The organism is Mucilaginibacter jinjuensis, from assembly GCF_028596025.1.
GTDB lineage: Bacteria > Bacteroidota > Bacteroidia > Sphingobacteriales > Sphingobacteriaceae > Mucilaginibacter > Mucilaginibacter jinjuensis.
The window spans coordinates 1,000,167-1,025,736 of the sequence record NZ_CP117167.1; the positions used below are offsets into that span (position 1 = coordinate 1,000,167).

Sequence of the window (25,570 nt, forward strand, 5' to 3'; positions counted from 1 at the left end):
TAAAAAGGCCTTTTATGCATTAATTGGGCCTGATAGAATTTTGTACTTCGGCATAAAAAATTAACTTTACAGGATATGCCTTTCACCCTAACAAATAAGCTCTTCAGCCTGTACGTAAGGCTGCGCTACCCAGGTGCACCGCCCGAGTTAAGGTACTTTTACAGGGATACCTATAACTGCGAAATGGCGCAGCTTAAATACGTATTTAAAGATTACGTTTTTAAGAAACGGTACAAGGACATCTCTTTCGATGGTGAGTTTGCACCAGAGCTGGAGTTTGTGCTGCCCTTTGCTTATTGGCATTATAAAAATGGTACGTTAAGAAGTACGCACTCAGCAAAGTTTACCAAAGAGCTTTATTTCTTTTCGCCAGAGCATCACGAAGATTTCCAGGTACGTACTAATGAGGGTAACTACAACTTCGAAACCCCACGCATTTTATACAGCCAGGATTACGACATGAAAAAATGGCTGCCTGTGCCCATGAAAGCGCATTATAAAAATGATGTGTATGTGTACGATAAGCCGATCCTCATTATAGCCAATCGCTATAACATGGAGTGGGATGGCCCGCCGGTGAGTTTCTACAGTATTGAGGCGTTAGATTATATTATCAGTAACCTGAAAAAGGATTATACCATCATCTACAATCGCCCCCGTCCGGAGAATATCACGATGGACAACAGCGATATATACGACCTGAACGAATTTGACTGGCTTGCCGAAACCCACCCGGAAGTAATACTGATGGAAAACCTCTGGAAAGAGAACAAGGGTAAGGCCAACAATTTTAATCACCTGCAATTAATGGTTTATGCCAATGCCAACCACTTTATATCAGTGCATGGCGGTACGGCTGCGCTGGCCAGTTATTTTGAAGGTGTTAACCTCGTGATCTCTAAGAAAGGGCCCGAGCATCATTTCAATTGCTTCAATACCCTGTTCCCTAAACTATCGGGGGCTAAAATATTACATGCCAAAACCGACGATGAGGTAAAGCAGTATATACAGCAACACTATATGGTTAAGCCGGTTTAAATGGAGGCGAAAAAGAAAGATCTGTACTGGCTTAAATCGGCCGTGTTAACGGTACTGCAAAGTATGTCGGGTGTGCTGCTGGGCTTTGGTAGTTTTTATATGCTGCTGCGCCTGCTTACCAAATATGAGTATGGGGCATGGACGCTGTTTCTCTCCACCACCACCATTTTAGAGTTTATACGCAACGGACTGGTGCAAAGTGCGTTGATTAAATATTTATCCGGTGCAAGCGACGAAGAACGACCCAAGATCATCTCTGCATCGTTTACCATCAGCGGGGCGTTAACCATTCTGTTTATCATTATTAATTACAGCCTGGCTGTGTATTTATCGCATTTGTGGAAACTACCCGAATTGGTAAATATGCTGATGGTGTATATATTGGTGTTTGTATTTTCGGGCTTTTTAACGCAGTTTCAGTCTGTAGAGCAATCCGGCTTTAAGTTTCAGGGCATCTTTGTGAGCACCCTCATCAGGCAGGGTGGCTTGTTTGTATACATCCTGCTGGCCTGGCTTGGTTTTGCTAAGCTAACGCTCATCAACCTCGTTTATGTGCAGGTTTTCAGTACGTTTATCAGCGCTATTATATCATACATCTTCGTGCGCGACCGTTTTAGCATTGCATGGGCCTGGCAAAAGGAGTGGATGCTTAAATTGTTCCACTACGGTAAGTATGCCTTTGGTACCACCATCAGTGCCATGCTTTCTAACACGATCGACCAGATGATGCTGGGTGGCATTATCTCCGCAGCCTCGGCCGGGGCGTATAATGTGGCTGTAAGGATCACTAATTTGGTAGAGATACCTACCAGTTCTGTAGCCACTATTGTGTTCCCTCAAAGTGCTAGCCGGATGGCCAGCGATGGTAAGGAAGCGGTAAAATATTTGTACGAAAAATCGGTAGGGGCGGTGCTGGCTATTTTATTGCCGGGCTTAGTTATCCTTTTCTTTTTTGCCGGTTACATTATCGAAATTATTGCCGGGCAAACTTATGCCGATGCTGTGCCGGTATTGCGGGTTACGGTTTTATATTGCCTGCTGATCCCATACGGCCGCCAGTTTGGTACCGTACTGGATAGTATGGGCAAACCTAAGCTTACCTTTTATATTGTGCTGATTACCGGTGCCAGCAATGCTATTTTAAACTATCTGCTCATTAAAAGATACGGTGTAATGGGTGCGGCCTGGGCTACACTGGCATCAAACGTGCTGGGTTTTATAATAGCACAAATTTTGCTGAAACGCGAACTGAATATTAACCTGAAAAATACATGGGTATATGCCTTTGGCTTTTATCCCGAGATGTATAGAAAATACCTTAAACCAATTTTTCTTAAAGCATGACGGGGGTAACTTACTGCGGTCGGCTGGGGAACCAGTTATTTCAGTTTCACTTTTACCAATATGTAAAAGCGGCCAATAAAGGTAAATGGATCTTTATACCTAATCCGCGGCATTCCTCTATCTACAAGTATTTTGATCTGGGGCCGTACAATTACATGGGCACCAAAGCTTATGCTGCGTTGGGTAAGGTGTTATATAAGTTCGGTAAGTTTAAGGAGATCTATATTCAGAACATCGAGGTACCGAAACCGCTGAAAGTGGCCGACCGTACGTTGTACCACGGTTTTCATCAAACAGATTTCTATCTCAACAATACGCCGGATCCCATTAAGATTAAGATAAAACAGAAATACGTCGATCATTTCGAGAAACAATATGGTGAGATCTTCCGCAAGGAAAAAACCATTGTGATGCACATCCGCCGTACCGATTATCTCAACTACGGTAAGCGCGATATTTCACTTCCGATAGAATATTTTAAACAACGCCTGGCTGCTATTGAAAATCAAGACGAGTACAAGATCATTTTCTGTAGTGATGATATGCCTTTCGTAAAGGAAAACTTCCCTGCAAAGCCTAACTATATCTTCTCAGATAATGATGAGATCACCGATTTCCAGGTGTTGATGAATGCCGATATCGCCATTATCTCAAACAGTACCTTTGCCTGGTGGGCCACTTATCTGTGCGAAAAACCAAACCGCGTTATTGCCCCTAAAAACTGGATGGGTTTCCGCATTGGCCGCGAACACCCCAAAGGTGTAATGACCAAGAAGTTTGAATGGTACGGGTTAGAATAATTTGCTAATTTGTTGATTCGGCAATTTGTCAATGATAATCAGAATTTACAGAATTTAAGAATTTCCAAGATGCAGTAATTTGTTTATTTAGGCATCTTTTTATTCAGGATTAAGAAATTCTGTTAATTCTTTAATTCTGTAAATTCAGATTCAGACAATTCATTGCCGAATTAACAAATTGTCAAATTGCCGAATTAGTCCAGGTGCTTACTAATTATCTCCGCAATATCGTCGCTGCGTTTTTCCCAGGTATTTAATTTGGCTATGGCTGTACGCTTAGCTATTTCTGCTTCGTTATTGTTGGCTATGGCCTCGTTTAAGGCTATAGTAAACAGGTCAGGGGTACCTGCGTAAGTAACAGTATCAGCCGTGTAGTCTTTGAGGTCGGGGTTAAAATCTGTCACTACAACCGGTTTGCCTGCACAGAGATATTCGAAAAGTTTGAGCGGGAAAATGGTAGAACTTACCTCATCCTTTTTAAAAGGGATAATAGCTACATCGAAACCCTTAACCAACTGCGGTACTTCGCTGTAGGGGATAGTGCCAATGATATGTACATTTGGCGTTTTAAAAAATTCGGCAGGTACATGGTTGTCCCAAACCGGCCCGGCCAATACAAAGGTTTTTTCGGGATTGGCTTTTACAACTTCTAACAATAAATTGTAATCCATACGCCGCTCAAGCGTGCCCAGGTAGCCAATTATAGGTTTAGGCAGATCCTTGATTTTTGGATGAACCGGCAAGCCAGCGTTTAATGCCTTGCTGCAATGCTCAATATCAGCTGCATTGGGTACAAAATAGGTGTTAGGGTTCTGGCTTTTCTTTTCGTTATAAAGGGCCTTGCTGGTACATATCACCACATCACTTTCTTTAACCAGCATGTTCTCTGATATAATGCCGTGCTTCATATCATAAGGCACAATCATCGGGTCAACACACTGGTAAACAGATAAAATGGGTTTAATGCTTTTAGCAATATTAGGGTAGTGGAAGTTAAAAGAGTTAATGAGGATAAACTTCTGTACCCCCGCTTTCTTTAAAACCTTTTTTATCCTTTTGCTGATAATTGCTTCATTAGCCTTTAAAGCTGTTCTGAAAATTACACCTTCGGGCAAAAAGTTAATGGGGACTACGGGTGGCGCTATGATCACCTTAAAGTTATCAATATCGGTATCGAGCACACCATCGGCTAAAAGTGAAAACTTGGGTTTACGCACTTTTAACTCGATAGAATTTTTATGGGTAAAGTAATCTTTAAGCGTAAAGGGGTAATCAACAAAATATACCTTGTTGTTTTTAGCCAGGTTGCGCGCCACAAATAATGATGTTGCCCTTATAGCGCTATCAAAACGTGTGTTAGCTAAAATTACAATTACCTTATTTATTAATGCCATAAAACCGTCCTCAAAATAAAGATTTTTTCGGAGAATGCATTAATCGGTGTTGAAACTTATTATTTCTATTACATATCGCACACATTCTTGTCAGTATTTGAAGTAGGATAAATACGAAATCTGTACGCGTTAAGCCTTTGCAACGGCGCTTTTATAATGGTAAATGTTACAACTAAAGGTTGTATATAGCTTATGGGCATATAAATGATAATGATTTAGGAGCCTAAAAATACCATTAAAGATAGACCAACCAACTATTTGAGAATTATTTTTATAAATATATTGCGTAACCCAAAAGTTACTTATATATTTGAGTAGCCTCAAAGTTACTTATTATGAAAAAAGTTATTAAGCATCAATTTTTCTACCCTCACGCGCCCGAACTGGTGTGGGAGTATCTCACCAATTCTGAACTGATGAGCCAGTGGCTTATGAAAAATGATTTCCAGCCTATTGTTGGGTTCGACTTTCAGTTTAGAACAGGCCCGATCCCAAACCTCAATTTCGACGGTATTTTTTATTGCAAGGTATTGGAGATCGTACCGCACAAAAGGCTTTCCTATTCGTGGAATAGCGGACCGGGTGATGGCGAGATCAATCTGGAATCGGTTGTGATATGGCAACTGGAACCTAAGGACAACGGCACCGTGGTATACCTGGAGCATAGCGGTTTCGAGAAAGAAGAAAACCTCACCATGTACAATGGCTTACTGCAAGGCTGGTTAGAGAAATTTGAAAAGATTGCCAAACTCATCAACGCTACCGAACATGGCCATACCAACGCTTGATACTTTCCAGGTGATAGGCGACCCCAGCAGGCGCAAGATGCTGATGCTGCTATCGCAGGATAGCCTCACCATCAACAGCCTGGCCGATAACTTCGACATGAGCCGCCCTGCGGTATCCAAGCATGTAAAAATATTGGAAGTGGCCGGTTTTATCTCCATCCAGGATATGGGCCGAGAGCGATACTGTACCTTAAAAAAGGATGGTTTTGAAGAACTACAGGCCTGGCTTAACTACTTCGACCAGTTCTGGGCATCGAAACTCAAGAACCTCGGGGACCTGCTGAACAGCAAATTGCCGAATTAATACGTGTAACACATCTATTAACCATAAAACTAAAAAAATGGCAGCAACAAATTTTAGCACTACCTTATTGGTAGATCAATCGCCGGAAGAGGTATTCCACGCGATTAACAACGTACCGGCCTGGTGGTCGGAGGATTTTAAAGGTGCGTCAGAAAAGCTGGATGATGAGTTTGAAGTCCGCTTTGCAGACATGCATTACTCTAAACAAAAATTAACCCAGGTAATCCCGAATGAAAAAGTGGTTTGGCTGGTTACCGATTGTTATTTGAGTTTTCTGGAAGATAAAACCGAATGGACGGACAGCCAGATTGTTTTCGAGATTTCGCAACAGGATGGCAAAACAGTCTTGCATTTTACCCACGTAGGTTTAGTGCCCGAAAGCGAGTGTTATAAGGATTGTTTCCAGGGCTGGAACTATTTTTTACAACACAGTTTGTTAAACCTGATAACCACAGGCAAAGGTCAACCTCACCTGAAAACTGATGAGATTGTAAGGACCGAAGTATAAATGAGAATAGTTTTAAACAGAAAAGGGTTGCATTTAAATACAACCCTTTTTTATTTTGATATGATTTTTGTCTATTTAATATTGAACGGCAGATAAACCCCGAACGTAATATTGCGCCCCGGATTGTAAACCCCGTAAGTAGGATCTTCCTGCGATAAGCGGCCCGGGCGTAAACGGCTCAGGGCATCGTAGTATTTCTTGTTGGTAAGGTTAGAGCCGGTTACATACAGTTTCAACGGTTGTGCACCCAATTTTAAAGTAGTGCCTATGCTCGCATTGATTAAGGTGTATGAGTTGGTTGGCGTTTCGAAAGTGGCATCAATGCGGCTTTGTTTAAAATAGTTATCCAAGCCTGCAGATACATAAAAATCTTTCAATCCTTTTACTTTAGGCTCAAAGCGCAAGGTATTGTGTATTACACCAGCCGGGATTAATGGCAACGGCCTGTCGAACGACTCATTCTGCGCATGAGTATAGCTGAAAGTATTATCCAGGTGCAGGTATGAGGTAGGGTGGATGTTCAGGTTACCCTCCACGCCATACAGATTAGCATTAACCTGGCCGTAGCGGTAAACATCAAAAGTTTGCAGTGCACCGGCATCGTTGGTAATGGTGATCTCGTCGCCTTTGGTGGTTGATGCGTAGATGTAGTTATGGATATAGTTTTCGTAGATACCAATGCTACCCGTAATTACATTTTTACCGAACTCTAAAGCCGCATCAGCCTGGTAGCTGCGCTCTGGTTTCAAGTCAGGGTTACCAACTTCGTAACGCGAAGTTCCCTCATGAACGCCGTTCGAACCCAGCTCGGCCGGGTTTGGTGCGCGGAATGCCGTACCGGCGTTAGCTTTAAAGCTTAATATGTCATTAAACACGTGGGTATAACCTGCCGCACCGCTCACATTGCTAAAGTTGTTTTTAAAGCCGGTGAACTTTTGCTCGCCGTCAACAAATAACTGCTTGCCGTTATTGTTCACATAATCGTACCGTAAACCAAAGTTAAAGGTATTGGTGCCCCAAGTTTTTTTGATGTAGCCAAATGCACCGGCGGTAGTCTGGTCATAAGCAGGGATCAAAAACTCGGTGCCTTTATTTACGCTATGCGCATCACTTGCAGCAACACCAAAAATAGGCTGCCAGCCATTGCTCTCAGGCAGATAATATTTAGCATCTAAGGAGTAAGTGTTCAGATCAAAGAATAGTGAAGGGATAGGATCGTCCAACTCACGGCGCTGATTTTTCTGATAGCCCAGATCCAGTTTCAACGAACCGGTACCAATTAAAAAGTTATTATTTAAAGCGATTTTATACTGGCGGATGTCCTGACGTGGAAAATCCAGCGTGCGGCTTTTGCCATCGTTAGTATATAATGGATCGCCTGGATCAGAATCATAGAAACCGATATTATCTTTAAAATAAGAGAAGTTTAAGTGCGAATAGCCCCAGCCTTTATTTAGCCCCAGCATACCGCTAAAGCTGGTGTTGTTGTAGCCACTGTTGATATAGTAACCCGCAGGTGTATTAAATGAGTAAGCGTTTTGGTACGAACCACGGCCGCGCCAAACAAAGCCATTCTCGTTACCGGTTAACATTACCGAGCTGTTGCTTAAACCGTTATTAGTAGAGTAGCTCGATAACACTTCGCCCTTAACAGTGCCCGATGATGGCGCCAAAGGCTCCAGTACGTTAATCACCCCGCCGATAGCGTCAGAGCCATACATCAGTGATGCAGCACCGCGTAGTACTTCTACGCGGTCGGCCTGGTTTTGGTCAATCTCTACACCGTGCTCATCACCCCATTGCTGGCCTTCCTGTTTAACACCATCCATCAGCGTAACTACACGGTTGTAGCCCAAACCACGAATGATGGGTTTAGAAATACCCGGACCGGTAGTGATTTGGCTTACGCCCGGTACAGAGCGCGATAAACCATCAATTAAGTTTGATGAAGGAGCCAGCAGGTCTTCGCGCGATACCACGGCAGCTGATGTGCTGTTGTATTTATTGTTTGAAGTAATTGGTGTACCGGTAATAATAACCTCGTGGGTTTCGATATTGCTCGATTCTAAGGCAAAGTCAAGTGATCCGGGTACAGAAAAATCTACAGTTTTAACCATCGGTTTGTAACCCAATGATTGTACCTGTACTAAATATTTACCCTTGTTGGGTAGTGATTTGATGGTGAATTGGCCCTGCCCATCTGTAATAGTAGTAATACGCAATTGCGGAATGGTTATGGTGGCACCCGGTACGCTTTCGTGGGTTTTGGCATCGGTAACCTTACCGGTAACATTGCCGTTGGCGAAAAGGTAAACAGGGATCAGAAACATCAGCATTGCGCTGAATGAGTATTTTATAGTCATCGGAGAAAAAATCTTTTATACAATTAATAAGCTTGAATATGCAGGTGGGGCGGCCTGACCGGAGTTTATTAACCTATTGGCGGACCTTTATTGCCGAATTGCTGCCGTGTAATATTTTGATAAATATCCTGCGGCGCCTGATAGCTTTTAATGTTAACCACAGCCAGGCTAAAAAGATCCTGCTGTTGCTGGTAGAATAATTGTGCGTGGCTGTTTTGTGCGCAGGTTTTACACTTATCATCCGTATCGCCTTTTTTAGACTGGCTTTGGTGACTGGCGTAAGTTTGCTTGTGACTATGCGCAATAACAATAAGCTGACCCAGTATAAAGGTCATTAGCAGCACAAAAGCCACCAATATTTTAGCCGATTGTTGTTTAATAGTCATCCCGGGCAAATATAACCGATATTAAAGCAATATTATCCATATCTGTATAGCAACTTTGTAACATTTAGCGTGTAAAAGTTACAATGCGTTCATATTTTACACGGATTTGGTTTAATTGTTTGGAATTTGGTTGTCGGTTGTCGGTTATCAGTTGTCGGTTGTCGGGAGGAAGCAAGCTTTTAAAAGAAAGGGGTTGTCATGCTGAGCTTCGTCGAAGCATGGTGGGCAGGCCTCTGCGCGCGACACTTCGACGGGGCTCAGTGTGACAGGCCAATAAAAATTGAGTTTAATAAATTTGTCATTTCGACGATAGGAGAAATCTTGTACGACAGGACTTCACGTATTACAAGATCTCTCACTATCGTTCGAGATGACAAAAAAGGAGAGATCCATCCACAAAAAAAGCCGCCTTGCGGCAGCTTTTCGGAACGGCTTTTATATAGTTATTTAGATGGGGTATTGGACGTTGTTAAAATTCGCTTTAGTTATTTTTAAACGAAGTGTTCATGACAGGCGGTGCACTTTGTTTGCTTAGTTCGCGATAACTGGTAATAGCAAGGCCGGGTTGCATGGGCAGGGTAAAGGTGTCTATGAAATCCCGGTCGTCTTGCAGTAAATCTTCTAACGACAGGATCATGTTATTGCCGATTACCTGGTGCAGCATCAACGTCCCGGTGATAAATTTGATGCTTAGGCGATGGGCATTAATCTGTGTAATGTCCGATTCTATTAGTTCAAAAACTGGTTGCTCATAGTTCAACTCATTACCAAGGGTATCCTGCAAAAAGGGAATCTTGTTATTCAACGGTATTAAAAAGTGCAGGCCTGCAACGCTCATTTTGTAGTGCATAGAGTTGGCGCGGCTGTCTCTGGCTTTCATTTCGGTGAAAGTTTTCAGTTCGCCATCCAGGTTGTAAGCCTGAGATTTCATCCTGAACTCCTGGTATGTGGCATTAAAAATATTACGCTCAAAATCTGTTTGCGCGTTAGCATCTATAACGTGTTTGTAGGTTAGCTTTATTAACGCAGTTGCCATAATCAATAGTTGTTGTTAAAAATAAAAGACCGGTTATGTATGTCTAAACAAGTGTCGGCGAACAAGCCATATCTATCGACGAATGGGGACAGGGTTTAAACCCATCCCCATTCGTTATATTATTATTCGCCACCCGGGGGAGGGCCGCCCATGCCTCCGCCAGGGAAACGGCCTCCACCCGGTCCGCCGCCCGGCGGGCCATCACCAGGGCTTGGGCGTTTACCAGCAAATTTTTGCAGTTTCAATGTAAAGCTTAACAGGTAGTACCGGCCTAAACGGTTGGCCTGGGTCTGGGTTACATAACTGCTGGAGCTGGTTGTGGTGTAACCGGTATTCTGGTTAAACAGATCGAAAGCTGATAGGCGGATCGTAGCTGCATTGTTCTTCAGAAAGCGTCTCTCCGCATACACATTTAAAATGTTGGGGTTGGTTGATCCTGTGAAACCTTCATAAATCACCTTGCTGTAATCGTAGCTCAGGGTATAATCCTTAAAGAAATAGTTTTTACCGTTTATCCCCAGGTTTATCGTCTGGAAGTTGTTGTTAACATTAGCCTGGCTGATAGAGTTAGTGGTATGGTTAACGCTGTAGCTGGCGCTTGCTTCGGCATCAATTACATCGGTAATATCCACACGGAATTTTGTACCCTGGGTTAATACCAGGTTTTTGGCAATGTTTTTCTCGGTGGTCATGGCGTAAGTATCGTCGGCCACGTTGCTGATGTACGAGATGTTGTTGTTATATGCAATGTTACCGTTAAACATCAGCGTGTACTTGCGTTTCTCCCAGGGTTTGGCAAAAACATAGTTGGCATTGCCGCCATAGTAACCATCGGCATTTAAGTAGTTGGTTAAAATAGTACCGGCCAGTTTAGGGGTCGGTGTATAAACTTTAGGGTAGCTAATGGTATTGGCTACAATTTTATTATCAGTTTGCGTGAACGATAAATTGGTGAACAAAATATTGCCTGTAGCAAAATTAAACTGGTTATACTTTACCGAGAAGTTGTTGTTAAACTCGGGCTTTAGGTTGGCATTACCTTGCACCGGGTACGATGCATTTGAGAAATCCACCACCGGCTGTAGCTCATTATAAGTTGGCTGATTGCTTGCGCCGTTATAATTTAAGCTCAAGCTTTGGCTGCGCGAAAAGTTGTAGATAAACCTTGCAGTAGGTGCAATATTAAAGGTGGTAATGTGTGTTTGTGTCCCGGTGGTTAATGAGTTACCATCCAATATAGATGGCTGTGCAGCGATACCTAAAGTGTAATTATATTTCTTTTGGATGAAGCGATAATTCAAACCAAAACGGTTGGTGATGAAAGTGAAGTTATAATCATTACTCAACAACGCGTAGTTATTACGGGTATTGAGCGTGGTTAAAGTATCGGTCTCTTTATCAGATGTGGTGTAAGCATGGTGATAGGCATAGTTCAGTTCTAAATACCCATGCTTGCTTATTGGTTCCATGTATGAGAGCGAAGTACCTACGGTATCGGTACGCACATTAGTATTGATCAATTGGTTTACAGGCGCGTTAGCTACACCAACCAGGTAACTATAAACCGGGTTCTGTGTCTGATCAAGTTTAGCCGAGCCTGCACTTACATTGATGCTGAAGTTACGTCCCTTGCGATTAAACCTGTGATTGTACAATAAATTAGCGCCATAATTAGGTGCCGATGAGTTGAGGGTAGAGAGCAGGTTATAATCAGAAACCGTTTGGTCGTTCTGCATAAATAAGCTCGATGCCGATTGATTGGTTTTTACACCCGCATAAGAAATGCTGGGCACAAATTTTAAATAGTTAACCGTATCTGGCTTGTATTCGATGTTGAAGTTAAAACGATGGTTAATCTTTTCGTCGGTTTGGTTACTCGCTACATTATTAACAATGGGGTTGGTGAGCGAAGTGTTATTCTGAATGGTTGAGCTGATGGTATTGGTAGTATTATCAGAAAAACTGTAGCTGCCATAAGCGGTAATATGTTTGCCCCAAGAGTCGCGGTAGTTTAAACCGATAGAACGCGCTGTAGTAATGCCATTAGTATTAGATGAACTGCCACCACCCGGAGGCCCTCCCGGACCGCCACCACGCGGACCACCGCCGCCAAAGCTAAACAGGTTAGTGTTGGTATTATTTAAGTTGCCCAAAAAAGCCAACTGCCTGTCGCCGTTAAAGCTGAATGCCGTAGCCGATGCCACATAACGATTATCTTTCTCCTGTGGGATAGCATCTGCACCATCACCAAGCGAGGCCTGGCCAAAGTAGCCGTAGTTTTTGCTTGGCTTAATAGTAATGTTTAGTACTTTTTCGGGCTCGCCGGTTTTAAGGCCTGTAATGTTGGCCTGGTCACCGTAATCATCAATGATCTGGATGTTCTCAACCACATCGGCAGGTAAGTTCTTGGTGGCAGTTTTTAAGTCTCCTCCAAAAAAGTCTTTACCGTTTACGCGCACTTTGGTCACGCTTTTTCCCTGTGCTGTAACATTACCGTCTTTATCCACATCAACACCGGGCAGTTTCTTCAGTACATCTTCAACCGGGGCGTTGTCGCGCACTTTGTAGGCATCGGCCTTAAACTCAATGGTATCTTCCTTCAGCTTAACCGGGTTAATATCGGTAATGGTTACGCCATTCAGCATGTGCGATTCAAACTTCATCACAATGGTACCCAGGTTAACCGTTTTTACATCGGCCGGGAGAATTATATGGCGTTTTAAAGGTTGGAAACCAATAGAGGTCAAGGTAAGGTCGAAAGTATTGCCCTGTACATTATTAAAGTTGAAAGCGCCGTTGGCATCGGTAGCCGTGCTCACGCTGTCTTTCCCGGTTTTGAGTTTGATGGTAGCACCAATAACGCTTAAACCTGTCGAGTCTTTAACAATCCCGCTTACCGGCCTTGCCGTTTGGGCTTTGGTTGTGGCAATGCCGGCAAGCAGCATAATAATGAGTAAAGCATATCGTATCTTCATTTTTAGTTTAATTAATGCTGCAAAACAATGGCTTGCATGCCATACTAAAAAAGGCGATAGACAGTGAGCTTATAAATGTAGACCGAGGCCTTGTTTTACTCTATAAGTGCCTGTTTGATAGATAATCATTGTTTGACGTAGTGTTAAACGGGTAATCTTAGCCCTTCGTCGGTGTTTGGCTCAATTTGATAGATTTTAATTGCGGTTAACAACCATTAAGGCTTATATTGATTAAGTATTCGTTAAATTTTTGTCCATGTCAGAACCATCGACCCATAAATTCAAGAAGTCTATCTCCGTACTGGTGCTCATTCATATTTTAATATGGACGGTAATAGCGGTGGTGCTGTTTGTGTATCAACCCTTGTCGTGGAATATTGCCATCCCCATTCAATTATGGATAAAGCAGGCTATTGTATTGGCATTGCTTATTATATCATACTATGTTAATGCCAACCTGTTTGTACCAAAGTTTCTGCTGCAAAACCGGACCCGCGATTTTTTTATCCTGTTAATACTGCTTGTAGGCTTTGTTTTATTTATTAATAGCTGGATGGATCCCTGGCTACATATCCCGCAGTTAATGGATAAAGCTTTCCATCAGCACGGTCCGCCTCATCCGCGTGATCATAAACGGGATTTTTCTGTACTGATGCTTACCATGACTTCATTGGTTCTGGGAATCAGTACCAGTGTTACAGCCATCCAAAAATGGCAGTCGGATCAGCAACGCAGACAGGAACTGGAGCAGGAGAAAACAACATCCGAGCTATCGTTCCTGAAAGCGCAAATCAATCCCCATTTCTTTTTTAATACCCTGAATAATATTTATGCCCTTACGGTGGTTGATGTAGAAGCATCGCGCGAGGCTATCCATAAACTGTCGCGCATGATGCGTTACCTGTTGTATGAAACGCAGCAGGATACCACTTTTTTAAGTAAAGAAATCGGGTTTATTAAAGACTACATCGAACTGATGAAACTACGTTTGACCGACAGGGTAACGCTGCAATTTATTTATCCCGAAAACTTAAAGGACGAGCAAATTGCCCCAATGCTTTTTTTACCTTTTGTTGAAAATGCTTTTAAACACGGTATAAGCTCTACCGATCCAAGCAATATTACCATTGTGATAACGCAGAACGATGGCCTGCTCAGTATGAATGTAAGCAACACTATTTTCGATGACCCGCAGGTACAGGTAGAAGGCGATAGTGGCATAGGTTTAAACAATACCCGCCGCAGGCTGGATCTGATCTACCCCAATCATCACACCCTAATCATTGAACGCACTGCTGATGATCAATATAATGTTAAACTAACGCTCAACTTATCATGATACTAAATTGCATCGCCGTTGATGATGAACCTCTGGCATTGGGCCTGGTGAGTTCGTTTATTGAGCAAACACCTTTTCTTAATCTCAAAGGCCGCCTCTCGAGCGCGGTAGAAGCTTTAAAGGTTTTGAATGATGAAGATATAGACCTGCTGTTCCTTGATATACAAATGCCTAACCTCAACGGCATTGAGCTGGCCCGTGTGCTGGATAGCCGTGTTAATAAACCCCGCATTATTTTCACCACGGCCTACAACCAGTTTGCTTTAGAAGGGTACAAGGTTGATGCCTTGGATTACCTGCTGAAACCCTTTAACTACGAGGAATTTCTCCGAGCCGCCCAAAAAGCCCTCAAATACAAAGAACTGATTAACAAACCCGCCGAAGAACCCAAGCAGGAAGATGAATACCTTTTCATCAAGGTAGAATACCAGTTAGTCCGCGTAGCGTTGAATGATATTTTATATATAGAAGGCCTTAAAGATTATGTAAAGATCTGGCTCAAAAGCGCACCAAAGCCTTTGTTATCGCTCACTAGCCTCAAGGCCCTCGAAGAGAAACTATCATCCCGTCGCTTTATGCGCGTACACCGCTCGTTCATCGTATCGCTTGATCAGATTAATTCTGTTACCCGAAATACCCTGCAAATAGGTGATATCAACATCAGTGTTGGCGAGCAGTATAAGGATGCTTTTAATGGATTTATTAGTAAATGGGGGTGAGGAGGAGAAGCAAGAGATAAGAAACAAGCGACAAGACCTTCTTTCATAAAGAACGTTCATACTACCACGTCATTGCGAGGAACAGCCTGTCCCGGATTTATTTCGGGAAAGCAATCTCTAACCGATTCGCACTGCCATCAATACCGCACAATCCGTTTTCCATTAGGAACGGGTGTATGTAATGATTGTCAGTGGATGTTCATTTCTTTTTCTCTCAAAAAGAAACGAACCAAAGAAAAAGTCGCAGCCGAGTCCTGTTGCTATCGAGTGCAGTGGTTGGGCAGGGACAGTGGTTACCGCAACATTACCAATGCTGCATTAGAAGAGGTTATGTTAAGGTAGTGGTTGGTTCGGCAACTATTAATTTTGTCATTGCGAGGAGGAACGACGTGGACAACCGACCGTAGGGAGCTTATTAATACCGATGAAAACAAACACTTCATTAATAATCTCGTAGCTGTACAGATCAGATAGACTATGTATATGACGAGATTGCCATCCCGACAGCTGTTGGGACTCGCAATGACAAAAATTAAAGATGCTTAAATCTACAGCCCTGCAAACTGAAACGCCTTAGTAACCTTAAAATCCTTACTCGTTTCGCCGGCGTAAATCTCCCCTTTAGAAACAGCAAGCCTTTTTACACTGGCAGTTGCTGCAAAATCAACCTTTTTTAAATCAACCCAAAAGGTATTGGGGCTTAGTACGTTTTCGAAGTAATAGACCAGATTTTTCTGATCAGATACGGTGCGCCAGCGGGTACTTGATATATTGGGCTGGCCGGGCGTGGTGATGCCATAAGGCACAGAACAATTCCTGATCACGCTAAACATGCTGGCTGTTGCAATATGGATATTATCTGTTTGCGGAATGGCATGAACGTAAAATGATGCACGCACAAAACGGTCGGCGGCGCGGTTGGTGCCAGGCAGCATGGTAGTGCCGCCAATTTCTTTCCAGTATTCATTTAAGGCCAGTTGTTTTTCAAATATGGGCGAATTGGTCATCACCTGGTAAGCCTTGTTGTGGTGGATGTCGAGTTTGCCGTTGACGTATTCGAAGATGGCATTATCGCCCGATGGATCTGAAATGGCGAGGTGCAGATTGGCCATGCGGTCGGTTCCTGGCACATTGGCTGTAACTACAGTGAAATGCTGTTTGGCCAGTTCGTTAACAGCCTCATTAACCGTTTGAAAGTTATCCAGCACATATTGTACCCAGGCAGATATAGCAAGCCCTGGTTTTTTGCCGTCGTATTTTTCGTACTGCGATTCGGCCAGCCAGAGCAGATTGGCAACCAGGCCTTTTTCGTTCATGCCATCGGTGCTGCAAATGTCATAACCCGATGTAATTACACTACCGTATTTTGATTTCCATTTAAGAGAATTCGGTCCGGCCTCGCCGCTGCGTGCCATACCCCGTGGGAAGATCCAAAGGTTGCTGGCTATATCATCGCTCCAGTCCATTGAACGCGCGGTAATTACCGTGCCGTTTGGGCCCTGATACATTACCCGGGTACAGGCAACGGAGTCGATAGTTTGAGAAACTATCATTAAGAACAATAATACGATGGCCGATTTTTGTAGTAATTGATGATTCATAGATAAGAGGTTTTATAATGAATAAAAATTGTACGCTAACCAAAGGGAGTAAAATATTTATACAATTCATAATTGCTTCTGTTCCAGTTTACAAAATGAAACCTGTGAATTGTAAGCTATCTTTTACTTGCCGGTAAAACATTATTAATTAGCTTTAGTTACCATTTAAATCTCTCACAAATGAAAAAACTTTTTACTCTGTTCTTCGCATTTATTTTAGCCGGTATTTTTATTGCTTTTAAGCGAAATAGTGATTCGCCTTTGCCGCCAACTGTAAAGACAGAACAAGGCCTGGTATCGGGGGTAAAAAGCTCATCGGGGGATGTGATGGCCTTTAAAGGAATCCCTTTCGCTGCGCCGCCAATTGGTAATTTGCGGTGGAAAGCACCGCAACCAGCCATACATTGGGAAGGTGTACGTAAGTGTGATGACTTTGGCCCAAGCCCAATGCAGCCTGCGCCTAAACTGTTTTTTGTGTGGACGAACGAGTTCCTGATTCCCGAAGCACCGATTAGTGAGGATTGCCTTTATTTAAATGTGTGGACCAAAACGGCCAGTACGCACAAAAAGCCTGTGCTGGTGTGGATTTACGGTGGTGGTTTTGGTACCGGTGGTGCGGGTGTACCCATTTATGATGGCGAGGCAATGGCACGTAAGGACGTGGTATTTGTATCATTCAATTACAGGGTAGGGGTATTCGGCTTTTTTGCGCACCCGGAATTGAGTAAAGAGTCGCTGATCCATAGTTCGGGTAATTATGGTTTGATGGACCAGATTGCTGCATTGAAATGGGTGAAGAAAAACATCGCAGCGTTTGGCGGCGACCCGGATAATGTGACCATTGCTGGGCAGTCGGCAGGATCAATGAGTGTGAATTGTTTGGTGGCTTCGCCGAAGGCTAAAGGATTATTTCAGCAGGCTATTGCCGAAAGCGGTTCGATGATGATCAGCAACCAGAACAAAAAAATGATAGACCTCAACACAGCCGAAGCACAAGGCGTGGTGGCGGCCAAAGGCGCAGAGGTAACTTCGCTGCAGGATCTGCGGGCCTTATCATCACAACAACTGTTAGAAAAGGTAAAAGGCCAGTTCGGGCCAATTGCCGATGTTTATAATATATTGCCCGAACCCGTTTACCAGATCTTTGCCGAAAAGAAGGAAAATAAGATCCCGGTAATTGTGGGCTGGAACGCCGATGAGGGTATTGTGCCTAACCTTAAAAATAAAGAAGATTATATTAAGCAACTGCGTGCCGATTACGGTGCCCGTGCTAATGATGTATTAAAATATTATCCTGCCGGTACAGATGAAGAGGCAGCCAACTCTCAGGTACAATTAAACCGCGATGTTACTTTTGCTTTATCGGGCTACCAATGGGCCAAGTTGCAAAGCAGCCGAAGGGATAAACCGGTGTATGTTTACAATTTTACCCGCAGGCCACCGGCTGAGGGCGAGTACATTAAATACAAATCGTTCCACACGGCAGAGGTAGCTTATGCGCTGGATGACCTGAAGTTCCTCGATCGCCCATGGCAGCCGGTTGATCATCAGTTGAGCAAAACTATGTCAGACTACTGGGTTAACTTCGCCCGTAATGGCGACCCTAACGGTAAAGGGTTACCGCAATGGCCTCAGTTTAATGAGAAAACTAACCAGGTAATTGTTTTGGGTGATAAAGTATCAGTGCAGACGATACTGGATAAGGAGCGGTTGGATTTTATGCTGAAGTTGTTGAACAGGACTTTGGAGGAGATAAAGCAATAAGAGAGAGGCAAGAGTCGAGAGCCAGGAATCGAGATAAAGCTCCACCCATCTCGTCATTGCGAGGAACGAAGCAATCCCCGACCGATTATTACTGACTTGAATACTTCAAAACATTATGAACAGGTTGTACTCTAATCAATGTCAGTCCCGCTCAATCGCCGCGGGTAGAGCTATTACTTTTTAGCCAAAAAGTAATCAAAAGGCTCATCGGCAAAAGGCTTCTTTGCGCACAAGGCCATTCCGCACAAGCGTACAGAACCACAGGCCGGGATATTTTGCCCTGCTCACGCAGCGCACAGGCCAGCCCTTCTGCAAAATCTCCAATGCCTCTTCCTGCGCGCAGGCCACCATTGTTCTGTCCGCTTTTAGCCGAAGCCGTTTGCTGACGTTAACAGGACGCTATTATAAACAAGAAAGGTTACGAAACTATCGCAACCTCTCTTGTTTTAAATTTAAATCCGAAATCGAACATTCGAAATCCGAATATCCTTGACTCTCTTCTTAGAAGCTTGCCTTAGCTTCTTTGGCTTTATCCGTTATTTGTTCGAGGGCATCTTTAGCGTAGCTTTTCAGTTTGTCTACTAAATCGGGCGCTTTGTCGGCTAGTTCGTCAATTAATGATTTGCCTTCGCTTTCGTTCTTTTTAACTACATAACTAATGCCGTACGCAACTGCTGCGCCAATGGCAATATATTTTAATAGGTTCATGATTGTTATTTTTTAATTATTTGGTATGTGTAGTACAATGTTAGTGCCAACTATTTAGTTGTGAGTTTTGAATTAGTGAGGGAGTGAGTAATTTAATGAGTGAATGATAGAAGGAGAGAATGAGCGAATAGTGAAAGATGTAGTTTTTTATTCACTCATTCTATCATTCAAAATTCACTCATTGATTTAATGAGAGAATGATAGAAGGAATGAATGGTGAATAGTGAAAATGTAGTTTAATTATTCACTCATTCTATCATTCTCTCCTTCTGTCATTGATTTACCTAAACCCGGGTGGAGCGGATACCGGCCATGTGGCTAAGGCCTGCAGGCGTATGAGCGGAAAACGGGGCTGGCTTTAATATTAGTACTGCCTTTGCTTTACAAAGGATAATGATAATGAGAGAAGGAGTGAATTTTGAAAGAGTGAATAGGAATTTATAGTTGCAGAAAGAACCCCTCCCTGCCAATACACAAGCCAATTGCGCCCCTCCCCGAGTAGGGATTTGATTTACAGAAATATTTATTAAGGTTATTTTGTCATTCTGAACGATAGTGAAGAATCTCTTCGCTAAGAATGTCTTGAACCATAATTTTCAGAATTTAGAAATTAACAGAATGACAAAGGTTTTTTAATAGAATTTAGCAGCTAAAAAACGCATCATAACTATAGTTCTATAACTGCCTGATAATTCACTCCTTCTATCATTCACTCCTTCAAAATTGCTCATAACTCACTAATTCACAATTGTCTTTGCTAAATAAAATATTATTCCTACATTTGCGTCCCCGTTAAGAGCGGGTAAAACATTAAAAATCAAAGTATAATAATGCAACAGTACGAAACCGTGATCGTTCTAACCCCGTTGTTATCAGACGAAGCTGCGAAAGAGGCAATTGCCAAATTCAGCAAGATTCTTACAGATAACGGAGCCGAAATTGTCCAAGAGGATAATTGGGGTTTGAGAAAATTAGCGTATCCAATCCAAAAGAAAACAACTGGATACTATCACTTAACTGAATACAAGGCTCCGGGTGAATTAATTAACAAACTGGAAGTTGAATTTAGACGTGATGAGCGCGTATTGCGTTTCTTAACTATCGCCCTTGATAAACACGCCATTGCTTACAATGACAAAAAACGCAGCGGCGCTTTCAACAAAAAATCAGCTAAAGCAGAGGAGGCAGCAAACTAATGGCTACAGAACAAATTAAGTATGTTACTGCTCCTAAAGTGGAGGATAACCGCAAAAAATATTGCCGTTTCAAAAAGAACGGTATTAAATACATCGATTACAAAGACGCTAACTTCCTTTTGAAGTTTGTTAACGACCAGGGTAAAGTATTACCTCGCCGTTTAACTGGTACTTCATTAAAGTTTCAGCGTAAAGTGGCTCAAGCGGTTAAACGTGCTCGCCACATCGGTTTATTACCTTACGTAACAGATTCGTTGAAATAATCACAGGAGGCTTAAGAAATGGACATTATTTTAAAACAGGATGTTAAAAACCTTGGTGAGAAAGACGAAATCGTTAAAGTAAAACCAGGTTACGGCCGTAACTTTTTGATCCCACAAGGTGTTGCTATCTTAGCTACCGAGTCGGCTCGTAAAGTATTAGCTGAAAACTTAAAACAAGCTCAGTTTAAACAAGACAAAATCCGTAAGGATGCTGATGAACTGGCTACCAAATTAGAGAACGTTAAGTTAACTATTGGCGCTAAAGCTGGTGAAACCGGTAAAATTTTCGGTGCTATCAACACAATTCAAGTTGCTGATGCATTGAAAAAACAAGGCTTTGAAGTTGACCGTCGCCGTATCACTTTTGATCAGGACCCTAAATTTGTTGGTGAATACACTGCAAACTTAAACCTGCATAAAGAAGTGAAAGTGAAAGTTCCTTTCGAGGTTGTAGCTGAGTAATTGTATTGATTTCGGATTCCGGAGTTTCGATTCCGGATTTGAACATATAAATTGAAATAAGGTGTTTAGTATATTTACTGAGCACCTTATTTTTTTAACCCCTATTCCAATCCGCTAATGCGAGGCATATTTAGACTGATACTGCGTATTCTTAAAATATTTGTGATTGCTTTTATTGGCATTACTGTTTTTTGGGTGGTGTTATACCGCTGGGTAAACCCTCCGGTTACCTGGTTGATGTTTACCCGTGGCTTCGAGCGTAAAGCCGACGGTAAGGATTGGAAAATTGATAAACACTGGGTAAGCTTCGACAGTATTGCCGACCCCATGAAACGCGCCGCCGTTGCCGCAGAAGACCAGAAGTTTTTAAACCATTTCGGGTTCGATTTTAAGGCGATGGAGCGTGCCATTGATAAAAATGCGCACAGCCATAAACTGATGGGCGGGAGCACAATCTCCCAGCAAACAGCTAAAAACGTTTTCTTATGGCCGGGCCGCTCTTACATCCGTAAAGGCTTTGAGGCTTACTTTACCCTGCTGATAGAAACCTTCTGGAGTAAACGCCGCATTATGGAGGTTTATCTCAATGTAATTGAAATGGGGGATGGTATTTATGGGGTAGAGGCTGCATCGCAAGAGTACTATCATAAACATGCATCGCAACTCAATACTTACCAGGCTGCTGCTATTGCATCGATATTCCCTAATCCGCTGCATTGGTCGCCCACCAATCCGAGCGATTATTTGAAGCATCATCAGTATCTTATTCGGAAGAATATCAGGAGGTTAGGACCTTTGGATTTTTAATCTTTTGTATAATTTGTCATTGCGAGGTACGAAGCAATCTCGTCGCATACATAGTTGATTTGCACAGCTACGAGATTGCCACGTCGTTCCTCCTCGATTTCTATGGTTTATGCAAGAGCTTTTTGATAATTAATTTCATAAGGTCTATTTTGGTTTACGCAGGCGAAGATTCGTAGAATGAGTTTGTTTCTTATAGCGTTAATCACACTCATTTTGTTCTTCTTTTCCAGATCTACCATTCTTTCGTAATATCTCTTTAGATCAGCATTATATTGGATAGCAACCAAGGCCGACATGTGTAATAGCGTCTTTACCTTTTTATTGGCCATATGTGATATTCGCGGCTTCTTCTTAAGCTTTCCTGAATCATCCGTAAATGGTACTACCCCGGAATAGCAGGCAAACTTTTTAGGATCCCTAATATCCTTGAACTCATTTGTTGTGATGATGATCTGAGTAGCTGTGACTTTACCGATACCGCTCACCGAAGTAATCAGATCGAACAAACGGTTTAGTTCCGGATCTGCTGCAATGATCTTTTCAATTGCTTTATCTGCTCTGGCAAGGTCAGCCTCGATCGCTTTTAATGCATGCGCACAAATCGTTACATTTTGTTTGGCGATCTTTTTAGAACTAAACAGACCATGCTCTTTAAGCGGTGTCTTCAGTTGTTTCTTTACTGAGATCAACCTTAACCTTGTTACCGAAAGACTGCTTAGCTCCTGTATTACTTCACGCTTAGGTGACCATAAAGACAGTTTCTTTTGTTGATCAAAAGCATATTGAGCGATACGTTTAGCATCAATCTTGTCATTCTTTCCCCGGATATTGCCTAACGAGTTTTTAATCTGGGTGGCAGCTTCCAGGCAAATATGAGCATTGCGTTTATGCAGGTAACTCAGCGAATGGTTGTTGTAAATACCTGTATGCTCCATACAGAATACTGCCCTTGTCAAATCAAAACCAGGTATTTTACACAGTTCTTTAATAAATGTGCCTATCGCCTCCGGTTGGTTGGCTATTGCCCTATGGTACAAGAACCCCCCTGTGTTGCGGACTGCAAAGTCCAGCTCATCTTTTGATACATCAATGCCGATGAAAAAATCAAATTCCATAACTTTGTACTGTTTATATGAGTAAACAGTTAACAGGTTTTAAACCACATCAATACCTTACTAATGAGCCATCTAACTCTAATTTCTATTTGATGCCACAGTTTAAAACGAACGGTAAGGGATTTAATCGAGGAATAAGCCTGCAAGCTTAGCAATGACATTAATACCCCCTTACCGTTGTTAACTTTATCCACAAAATTCATAGTTATTAACAAAGAAAAAGAAGCAAAAAGAAACCTTCAACAATAATAATAACTAATACTATTTTGTTGAAGCTAATCTAAAGGCAATGACAAATTTTATTTGACTTGCATATTACCACCTGTTGCTGTACTCCCCGTACCTTTGCACCATGCCCGTCAATCAAATCCTCACCCTCAACGACGTTAAACTCCTCGTTGATACTTTTTATACCAAAATAAAAAGCGATGCTTTGCTGGGCCCGATATTTAACGAGCGGATACAAGACCGCTGGCCGCAGCACCTCGAAAAAATGTATTCGTTCTGGCAAACCTTATTACTGGAAGAGCATACCTACAACGGTCGCCCGTTTCCGCCACACATGAACCTACCCGTAGGGCATGAGCATTTTGAGCATTGGCTAAGCTTGTTTACCCAAACTATCGACGAATTATTTACCGGTGAAAAAGCTGACGAAGCCAAATGGCGTGCCGGTAATATTGCGAAGATGTTTGAAGGTAAGATCGCTTACTTTAGGAATCATGGGAGTGGGTTTGTGCAGTAGAATAGAACCGTAAAAGTCCGGGTGTCATACTGAGCTTCGTCGAAGTATGGTGCAGAGGGCCGACGCTCGTCCTTCGACGAAGCTCAGTATGACAGCCCCTGCTCTCGTTTGTTTTCTAATCCTTCTTCTTTAAATCCTCTTTCACCTCAGCCAAATAATCTTTATAGCCATTAACGTGCGGTTTATCGAGGTTGATCATACTGTCTAAACTGGCATCGTAGATCTGGTATTTATTCTTTTTGGCAAACTCTGCGAGGGCGAAAAAGGCAGGTTCACTGTCGAGGCTTAACAAAAGATTGTTTGATGGCGTAGCGTTGTACTCGTACTCGATATTGCCATCGTTAAGTTCAATTACCCTAAAATCATCTTCTTCCTCAATATTACGGAAATGGGCTTTCAGCTTTTTGCAGAATTCTGCCGGTTTTAAGGCTTGCTTGTTCAGCGTTTCCAAATCTGCAATTTGTTCTGTCGAATTAAAAAGTACTACGTCCCAGCTCATCTTTGTTGTTTAATTAGGTATTATTATCTGATTAGATGCTTTAAATCAGGATGTGATTGTGAAGCTAAAAACTCCGTTATCGTAAATTCAGCCAACTTGTATTTATAAAAAGGATCGTCAACAATAATCTTTTCAAGTATTTCTTTCGAATTGGCTTGGGCAAGGATAATGCCACCTGTGCGCGGCACTTTACGACCCGATACAATAAACACATCGGCCTTGTAATACTTGTTAAGATATTTAACATGTTCCGCCATGTACTCATCCAATTGTTCGAGCGGGGCGGTGTATTTAAGGTCGATGATAAACATGATAATTTACACCGTAATTAAATCACGGAATAATTGCGGGTGCCAGCTGTTTTTAAAGGGTACTTCCCATTTGGTGTCCAGCTCGGCAAGGGTTTGTACCAGGTTGTTAAAAACAACAGTGTCTTGATTTATACTACCTTGTTTAATCAGATCTTCGAATTGTGCGCGTGGTGCAGATAGTACATCGGCGCCATCGCGGTATGCCAGATTAAAACGATCGAACAGGTTGATGTTATAATGCTGTTCTACCTGTTTCATAAAATTAACCGATTTATCGATAGAGCATCCGCTGGCCCCGGCCTGGCTTTCGTCAACAACAAGTACAATGAAGCGATTGTAGCGTATTTCGGCTCCGGCTTTCAATGCATTGTTGTGTGCAGTCCAACTTTGTGTAAAGCTGTTTAATTGCTGTTGCAGCTGCTGGGTTTCGGCTTCGCTAAGTTTGCGGTCGGCCTGGTAGATCCACACTCTCGAATTTTCAGAAAATTGCATACACAAAGGTATCAATTTATTAACTTAGGGTTGTCAAATAGTTGCCATGTTGAAATTTGTGCGGATGGGGTTAAAAAAGCATTTTTTGATAGTTTCTATCGCCGCACTTGGTTCTGCAAGTTTGTGCTTTACTTATGCCATGGACGAACAGCAATGGCTTACCTGGAGTAACAAATGCCTCACACAAGCCTATAATGCCGATGGTGATGCCAAATTGAAGAAGTGGGAACTTAGCGTTACCGACAATGCTTTTATCCGCCTGCGTAAAACATATACCAATGGCAAGCAGGAGTATTACTCGTTCCATCTGCACCGTTTTAACGATATGGGTTACCTGGGCACCACCACAGCAGGTACCTTACAGCTTAAAACCATTGCCGACGATATTATTGTACAAACCTATAATGACCCCAAAGGTGATATTGATAGTATGGCTACATCGCTCAATATCCAGGTTAAAAACATGGATGCCGAGCGTTTGGATAGCTTGCATGATGCTTTAATTTACTTTAAGGGGAAAAATTAAAAGATTTTTTAAGCGGAAAAGACTGCCGGTTCTGCTGTTAAACCGACCCGGTAACCCGCCTGAAAAACTTTTATAGCTGATAAACAG

At 42.5% G+C, this 25,570-nt stretch carries 26 protein-coding genes; 15 read left to right on the forward strand and 11 right to left on the reverse strand.

Going from position 1 to position 25,570, the window contains the following annotated elements:
- Window positions 1-75 precede the first annotated feature (75 nt).
- Genes PQO05_RS04605 through PQO05_RS04615 form a run of 3 tightly spaced genes read left to right on the forward strand, consistent with a single transcriptional unit; the run spans window position 76 to window position 3,182 of the window.
- Entirely contained in the window at window positions 76-1,038 is a 963-nt protein-coding gene (locus tag PQO05_RS04605; RefSeq protein WP_273631487.1) for a hypothetical protein, read from the forward strand.
- The gene (locus PQO05_RS04610) at window positions 1,039-2,382 is read left to right on the forward strand and encodes a flippase (protein WP_273631488.1); all 1,344 of its coding nucleotides are present in this window, start codon (window positions 1,039-1,041) and stop codon (window positions 2,380-2,382) included.
- The gene (locus PQO05_RS04615) at window positions 2,379-3,182 is read left to right on the forward strand and encodes an alpha-1,2-fucosyltransferase (RefSeq protein ID WP_273631489.1); all 804 of its coding nucleotides are present in this window, start codon (window positions 2,379-2,381) and stop codon (window positions 3,180-3,182) included. The genes PQO05_RS04610 and PQO05_RS04615 overlap by 4 nt, the downstream gene beginning before the upstream one ends.
- A gap of 194 nt (window positions 3,183-3,376) precedes the next feature.
- Here PQO05_RS04615 and PQO05_RS04620 read toward each other — a convergent pair whose 3' ends face one another.
- Entirely contained in the window at window positions 3,377-4,576 is a 1,200-nt protein-coding gene (locus PQO05_RS04620; RefSeq protein WP_273631490.1) for a glycosyltransferase, read from the reverse strand.
- Window positions 4,577-4,911: 335 nt separating this feature from the next.
- Here PQO05_RS04620 and PQO05_RS04625 point away from each other — a divergent pair, with 335 nt between their 5' ends.
- The 3 genes from PQO05_RS04625 to PQO05_RS04635 are packed head-to-tail and all read left to right on the forward strand — an operon-like array spanning window position 4,912 to window position 6,176.
- Window positions 4,912-5,364 (forward strand): SRPBCC family protein, encoded by a 453-nt coding sequence (locus tag PQO05_RS04625; protein ID WP_273631492.1) that lies wholly within the window; start codon window positions 4,912-4,914, stop codon window positions 5,362-5,364.
- Window positions 5,345-5,668 (forward strand): ArsR/SmtB family transcription factor, encoded by a 324-nt coding sequence (locus PQO05_RS04630; RefSeq protein WP_273631493.1) that lies wholly within the window; start codon window positions 5,345-5,347, stop codon window positions 5,666-5,668. Before PQO05_RS04625 ends, PQO05_RS04630 begins: the two co-directional genes overlap by 20 nt.
- Window positions 5,669-5,705: 37 nt before the next feature.
- Window positions 5,706-6,176 carry an SRPBCC family protein gene (locus PQO05_RS04635; RefSeq protein ID WP_273631494.1) on the forward strand — a complete coding sequence of 157 codons (471 nt, stop codon included), beginning with the start codon at window positions 5,706-5,708 and terminating at the stop codon, window positions 6,174-6,176.
- A gap of 71 nt (window positions 6,177-6,247) precedes the next feature.
- Here PQO05_RS04635 and PQO05_RS04640 read toward each other — a convergent pair whose 3' ends face one another.
- The 4 genes from PQO05_RS04640 to PQO05_RS04655 all read right to left on the reverse strand — a co-directional run bounded on the left by PQO05_RS04640 (window position 6,248) and on the right by PQO05_RS04655 (window position 12,936).
- On the reverse strand, window positions 6,248-8,539 hold the full coding sequence (locus PQO05_RS04640) for a TonB-dependent receptor (protein WP_273631495.1): 2,292 nt from the start codon (window positions 8,537-8,539) through the stop codon (window positions 6,248-6,250).
- A gap of 68 nt (window positions 8,540-8,607) precedes the next feature.
- Window positions 8,608-8,925, reverse strand: a complete 318-nt coding sequence (locus PQO05_RS04645) for a hypothetical protein (RefSeq protein ID WP_273631497.1) — start codon at window positions 8,923-8,925, stop codon at window positions 8,608-8,610.
- Window positions 8,926-9,406: 481 nt separating this feature from the next.
- Window positions 9,407-9,961, reverse strand: coding sequence for a hypothetical protein (locus PQO05_RS04650; RefSeq protein ID WP_273631498.1), 555 nt, complete (start codon window positions 9,959-9,961; stop codon window positions 9,407-9,409).
- A gap of 122 nt (window positions 9,962-10,083) precedes the next feature.
- Window positions 10,084-12,936: an outer membrane beta-barrel protein gene (locus tag PQO05_RS04655; RefSeq protein ID WP_273631499.1), complete on the reverse strand. Its 2,853-nt coding sequence runs from the start codon at window positions 12,934-12,936 to the stop codon at window positions 10,084-10,086.
- Between the two features lie 256 nt (window positions 12,937-13,192).
- On the opposite strand from PQO05_RS04655, the gene PQO05_RS04660 reads away from it, so the two are divergent.
- On the forward strand, window positions 13,193-14,275 hold the full coding sequence (locus PQO05_RS04660) for a sensor histidine kinase (protein ID WP_273631500.1): 1,083 nt from the start codon (window positions 13,193-13,195) through the stop codon (window positions 14,273-14,275).
- Window positions 14,272-14,994, forward strand: coding sequence for a LytR/AlgR family response regulator transcription factor (locus PQO05_RS04665; RefSeq protein ID WP_273631501.1), 723 nt, complete (start codon window positions 14,272-14,274; stop codon window positions 14,992-14,994). Before PQO05_RS04660 ends, PQO05_RS04665 begins: the two co-directional genes overlap by 4 nt.
- Before the next feature lie 548 nt (window positions 14,995-15,542).
- Here the strand turns inward: PQO05_RS04665 and PQO05_RS04670 are convergent.
- A complete protein-coding gene (locus tag PQO05_RS04670) occupies window positions 15,543-16,595 on the reverse strand; it encodes a linear amide C-N hydrolase (RefSeq protein WP_273631502.1) in 1,053 nt (350 codons plus the stop codon).
- Window positions 16,596-16,775: 180 nt separating this feature from the next.
- Here PQO05_RS04670 and PQO05_RS04675 point away from each other — a divergent pair, with 180 nt between their 5' ends.
- The gene (locus tag PQO05_RS04675) at window positions 16,776-18,359 is read left to right on the forward strand and encodes a carboxylesterase/lipase family protein (RefSeq protein ID WP_273631503.1); all 1,584 of its coding nucleotides are present in this window, start codon (window positions 16,776-16,778) and stop codon (window positions 18,357-18,359) included.
- A gap of 501 nt (window positions 18,360-18,860) precedes the next feature.
- Here PQO05_RS04675 and PQO05_RS04680 read toward each other — a convergent pair.
- Window positions 18,861-19,067, reverse strand: a complete 207-nt coding sequence (locus tag PQO05_RS04680; protein ID WP_273631505.1) for a YtxH domain-containing protein — start codon at window positions 19,065-19,067, stop codon at window positions 18,861-18,863.
- A gap of 830 nt (window positions 19,068-19,897) precedes the next feature.
- On the opposite strand from PQO05_RS04680, the gene rpsF reads away from it, so the two are divergent.
- From rpsF to mtgA, 4 genes are all read left to right on the forward strand, one after another.
- On the forward strand, window positions 19,898-20,263 hold the full coding sequence (rpsF, locus tag PQO05_RS04685; protein ID WP_273631506.1) for a 30S ribosomal protein S6: 366 nt from the start codon (window positions 19,898-19,900) through the stop codon (window positions 20,261-20,263).
- The gene (rpsR, locus tag PQO05_RS04690; protein ID WP_074487626.1) at window positions 20,263-20,526 is read left to right on the forward strand and encodes a 30S ribosomal protein S18; all 264 of its coding nucleotides are present in this window, start codon (window positions 20,263-20,265) and stop codon (window positions 20,524-20,526) included. Before rpsF ends, rpsR begins: the two co-directional genes overlap by 1 nt.
- An 18-nt stretch (window positions 20,527-20,544) precedes the next feature.
- Window positions 20,545-20,988, forward strand: coding sequence for a 50S ribosomal protein L9 (rplI, locus tag PQO05_RS04695; RefSeq protein ID WP_273631508.1), 444 nt, complete (start codon window positions 20,545-20,547; stop codon window positions 20,986-20,988).
- A gap of 117 nt (window positions 20,989-21,105) precedes the next feature.
- Entirely contained in the window at window positions 21,106-21,795 is a 690-nt protein-coding gene (gene mtgA / locus PQO05_RS04700; RefSeq protein ID WP_273631510.1) for a monofunctional biosynthetic peptidoglycan transglycosylase, read from the forward strand.
- A gap of 107 nt (window positions 21,796-21,902) precedes the next feature.
- On the opposite strand, the gene PQO05_RS04705 is transcribed toward mtgA, so the two are convergent.
- Window positions 21,903-22,910, reverse strand: coding sequence for an IS110 family RNA-guided transposase (locus tag PQO05_RS04705; RefSeq protein ID WP_273631511.1), 1,008 nt, complete (start codon window positions 22,908-22,910; stop codon window positions 21,903-21,905).
- Window positions 22,911-23,262: 352 nt separating this feature from the next.
- Here PQO05_RS04705 and PQO05_RS04710 point away from each other — a divergent pair, with 352 nt between their 5' ends.
- The gene (locus PQO05_RS04710) at window positions 23,263-23,655 is read left to right on the forward strand and encodes a group III truncated hemoglobin (protein WP_273631512.1); all 393 of its coding nucleotides are present in this window, start codon (window positions 23,263-23,265) and stop codon (window positions 23,653-23,655) included.
- Window positions 23,656-23,770: 115 nt separating this feature from the next.
- Here the strand turns inward: PQO05_RS04710 and PQO05_RS04715 are convergent, their stop codons facing one another.
- The 3 genes from PQO05_RS04715 to PQO05_RS04725 are packed head-to-tail and all read right to left on the reverse strand — an operon-like array spanning window position 23,771 to window position 24,957.
- The gene (locus PQO05_RS04715; RefSeq protein ID WP_273631513.1) at window positions 23,771-24,154 is read right to left on the reverse strand and encodes a hypothetical protein; all 384 of its coding nucleotides are present in this window, start codon (window positions 24,152-24,154) and stop codon (window positions 23,771-23,773) included.
- Window positions 24,155-24,177: 23 nt separating this feature from the next.
- Complete coding sequence (locus PQO05_RS04720; protein ID WP_273631514.1) at window positions 24,178-24,465, reverse strand: YciI family protein; 288 nt, start codon at window positions 24,463-24,465, stop codon at window positions 24,178-24,180.
- A 6-nt stretch (window positions 24,466-24,471) separates the two neighbouring features.
- Window positions 24,472-24,957, reverse strand: a complete 486-nt coding sequence (locus PQO05_RS04725) for an ABC transporter ATPase (RefSeq protein ID WP_273631515.1) — start codon at window positions 24,955-24,957, stop codon at window positions 24,472-24,474.
- Between the two features lie 46 nt (window positions 24,958-25,003).
- Here PQO05_RS04725 and PQO05_RS04730 point away from each other — a divergent pair, with 46 nt between their 5' ends.
- Entirely contained in the window at window positions 25,004-25,483 is a 480-nt protein-coding gene (locus PQO05_RS04730) for a hypothetical protein (protein WP_273631516.1), read from the forward strand.
- Window positions 25,484-25,570 lie beyond the last annotated feature (87 nt).

Coding starts and splice junctions, on each gene's coding strand:
- PQO05_RS04605 (WP_273631487.1), top strand. CDS start 76: ATGCCTTTCACCCTAACAAATAAGCTCTTCAGCCTGTACGTAAGGCTG.
- rpsR (WP_074487626.1), top strand. CDS start 20,263: ATGGCTACAGAACAAATTAAGTATGTTACTGCTCCTAAAGTGGAGGAT.
- PQO05_RS04650 (WP_273631498.1), bottom strand. CDS start 9,961: ATGGCAACTGCGTTAATAAAGCTAACCTACAAACACGTTATAGATGCT.
- PQO05_RS04675 (WP_273631503.1), top strand. CDS start 16,776: ATGAAAAAACTTTTTACTCTGTTCTTCGCATTTATTTTAGCCGGTATT.
- PQO05_RS04620 (WP_273631490.1), bottom strand. CDS start 4,576: ATGGCATTAATAAATAAGGTAATTGTAATTTTAGCTAACACACGTTTT.
- PQO05_RS04670 (WP_273631502.1), bottom strand. CDS start 16,595: ATGAATCATCAATTACTACAAAAATCGGCCATCGTATTATTGTTCTTA.
- PQO05_RS04720 (WP_273631514.1), bottom strand. CDS start 24,465: ATGTTTATCATCGACCTTAAATACACCGCCCCGCTCGAACAATTGGAT.
- PQO05_RS04660 (WP_273631500.1), top strand. CDS start 13,193: ATGTCAGAACCATCGACCCATAAATTCAAGAAGTCTATCTCCGTACTG.
- PQO05_RS04610 (WP_273631488.1), top strand. CDS start 1,039: ATGGAGGCGAAAAAGAAAGATCTGTACTGGCTTAAATCGGCCGTGTTA.
- PQO05_RS04635 (WP_273631494.1), top strand. CDS start 5,706: ATGGCAGCAACAAATTTTAGCACTACCTTATTGGTAGATCAATCGCCG.
- PQO05_RS04705 (WP_273631511.1), bottom strand. CDS start 22,910: ATGGAATTTGATTTTTTCATCGGCATTGATGTATCAAAAGATGAGCTG.
- PQO05_RS04665 (WP_273631501.1), top strand. CDS start 14,272: ATGATACTAAATTGCATCGCCGTTGATGATGAACCTCTGGCATTGGGC.
- rplI (WP_273631508.1), top strand. CDS start 20,545: ATGGACATTATTTTAAAACAGGATGTTAAAAACCTTGGTGAGAAAGAC.
- PQO05_RS04725 (WP_273631515.1), bottom strand. CDS start 24,957: ATGCAATTTTCTGAAAATTCGAGAGTGTGGATCTACCAGGCCGACCGC.
- mtgA (WP_273631510.1), top strand. CDS start 21,106: ATGCGAGGCATATTTAGACTGATACTGCGTATTCTTAAAATATTTGTG.
- PQO05_RS04680 (WP_273631505.1), bottom strand. CDS start 19,067: ATGAACCTATTAAAATATATTGCCATTGGCGCAGCAGTTGCGTACGGC.
- PQO05_RS04630 (WP_273631493.1), top strand. CDS start 5,345: ATGGCCATACCAACGCTTGATACTTTCCAGGTGATAGGCGACCCCAGC.
- rpsF (WP_273631506.1), top strand. CDS start 19,898: ATGCAACAGTACGAAACCGTGATCGTTCTAACCCCGTTGTTATCAGAC.
- PQO05_RS04645 (WP_273631497.1), bottom strand. CDS start 8,925: ATGACTATTAAACAACAATCGGCTAAAATATTGGTGGCTTTTGTGCTG.
- PQO05_RS04655 (WP_273631499.1), bottom strand. CDS start 12,936: ATGAAGATACGATATGCTTTACTCATTATTATGCTGCTTGCCGGCATT.
- PQO05_RS04640 (WP_273631495.1), bottom strand. CDS start 8,539: ATGACTATAAAATACTCATTCAGCGCAATGCTGATGTTTCTGATCCCT.
- PQO05_RS04615 (WP_273631489.1), top strand. CDS start 2,379: ATGACGGGGGTAACTTACTGCGGTCGGCTGGGGAACCAGTTATTTCAG.
- PQO05_RS04710 (WP_273631512.1), top strand. CDS start 23,263: ATGCCCGTCAATCAAATCCTCACCCTCAACGACGTTAAACTCCTCGTT.
- PQO05_RS04730 (WP_273631516.1), top strand. CDS start 25,004: ATGTTGAAATTTGTGCGGATGGGGTTAAAAAAGCATTTTTTGATAGTT.
- PQO05_RS04715 (WP_273631513.1), bottom strand. CDS start 24,154: ATGAGCTGGGACGTAGTACTTTTTAATTCGACAGAACAAATTGCAGAT.
- PQO05_RS04625 (WP_273631492.1), top strand. CDS start 4,912: ATGAAAAAAGTTATTAAGCATCAATTTTTCTACCCTCACGCGCCCGAA.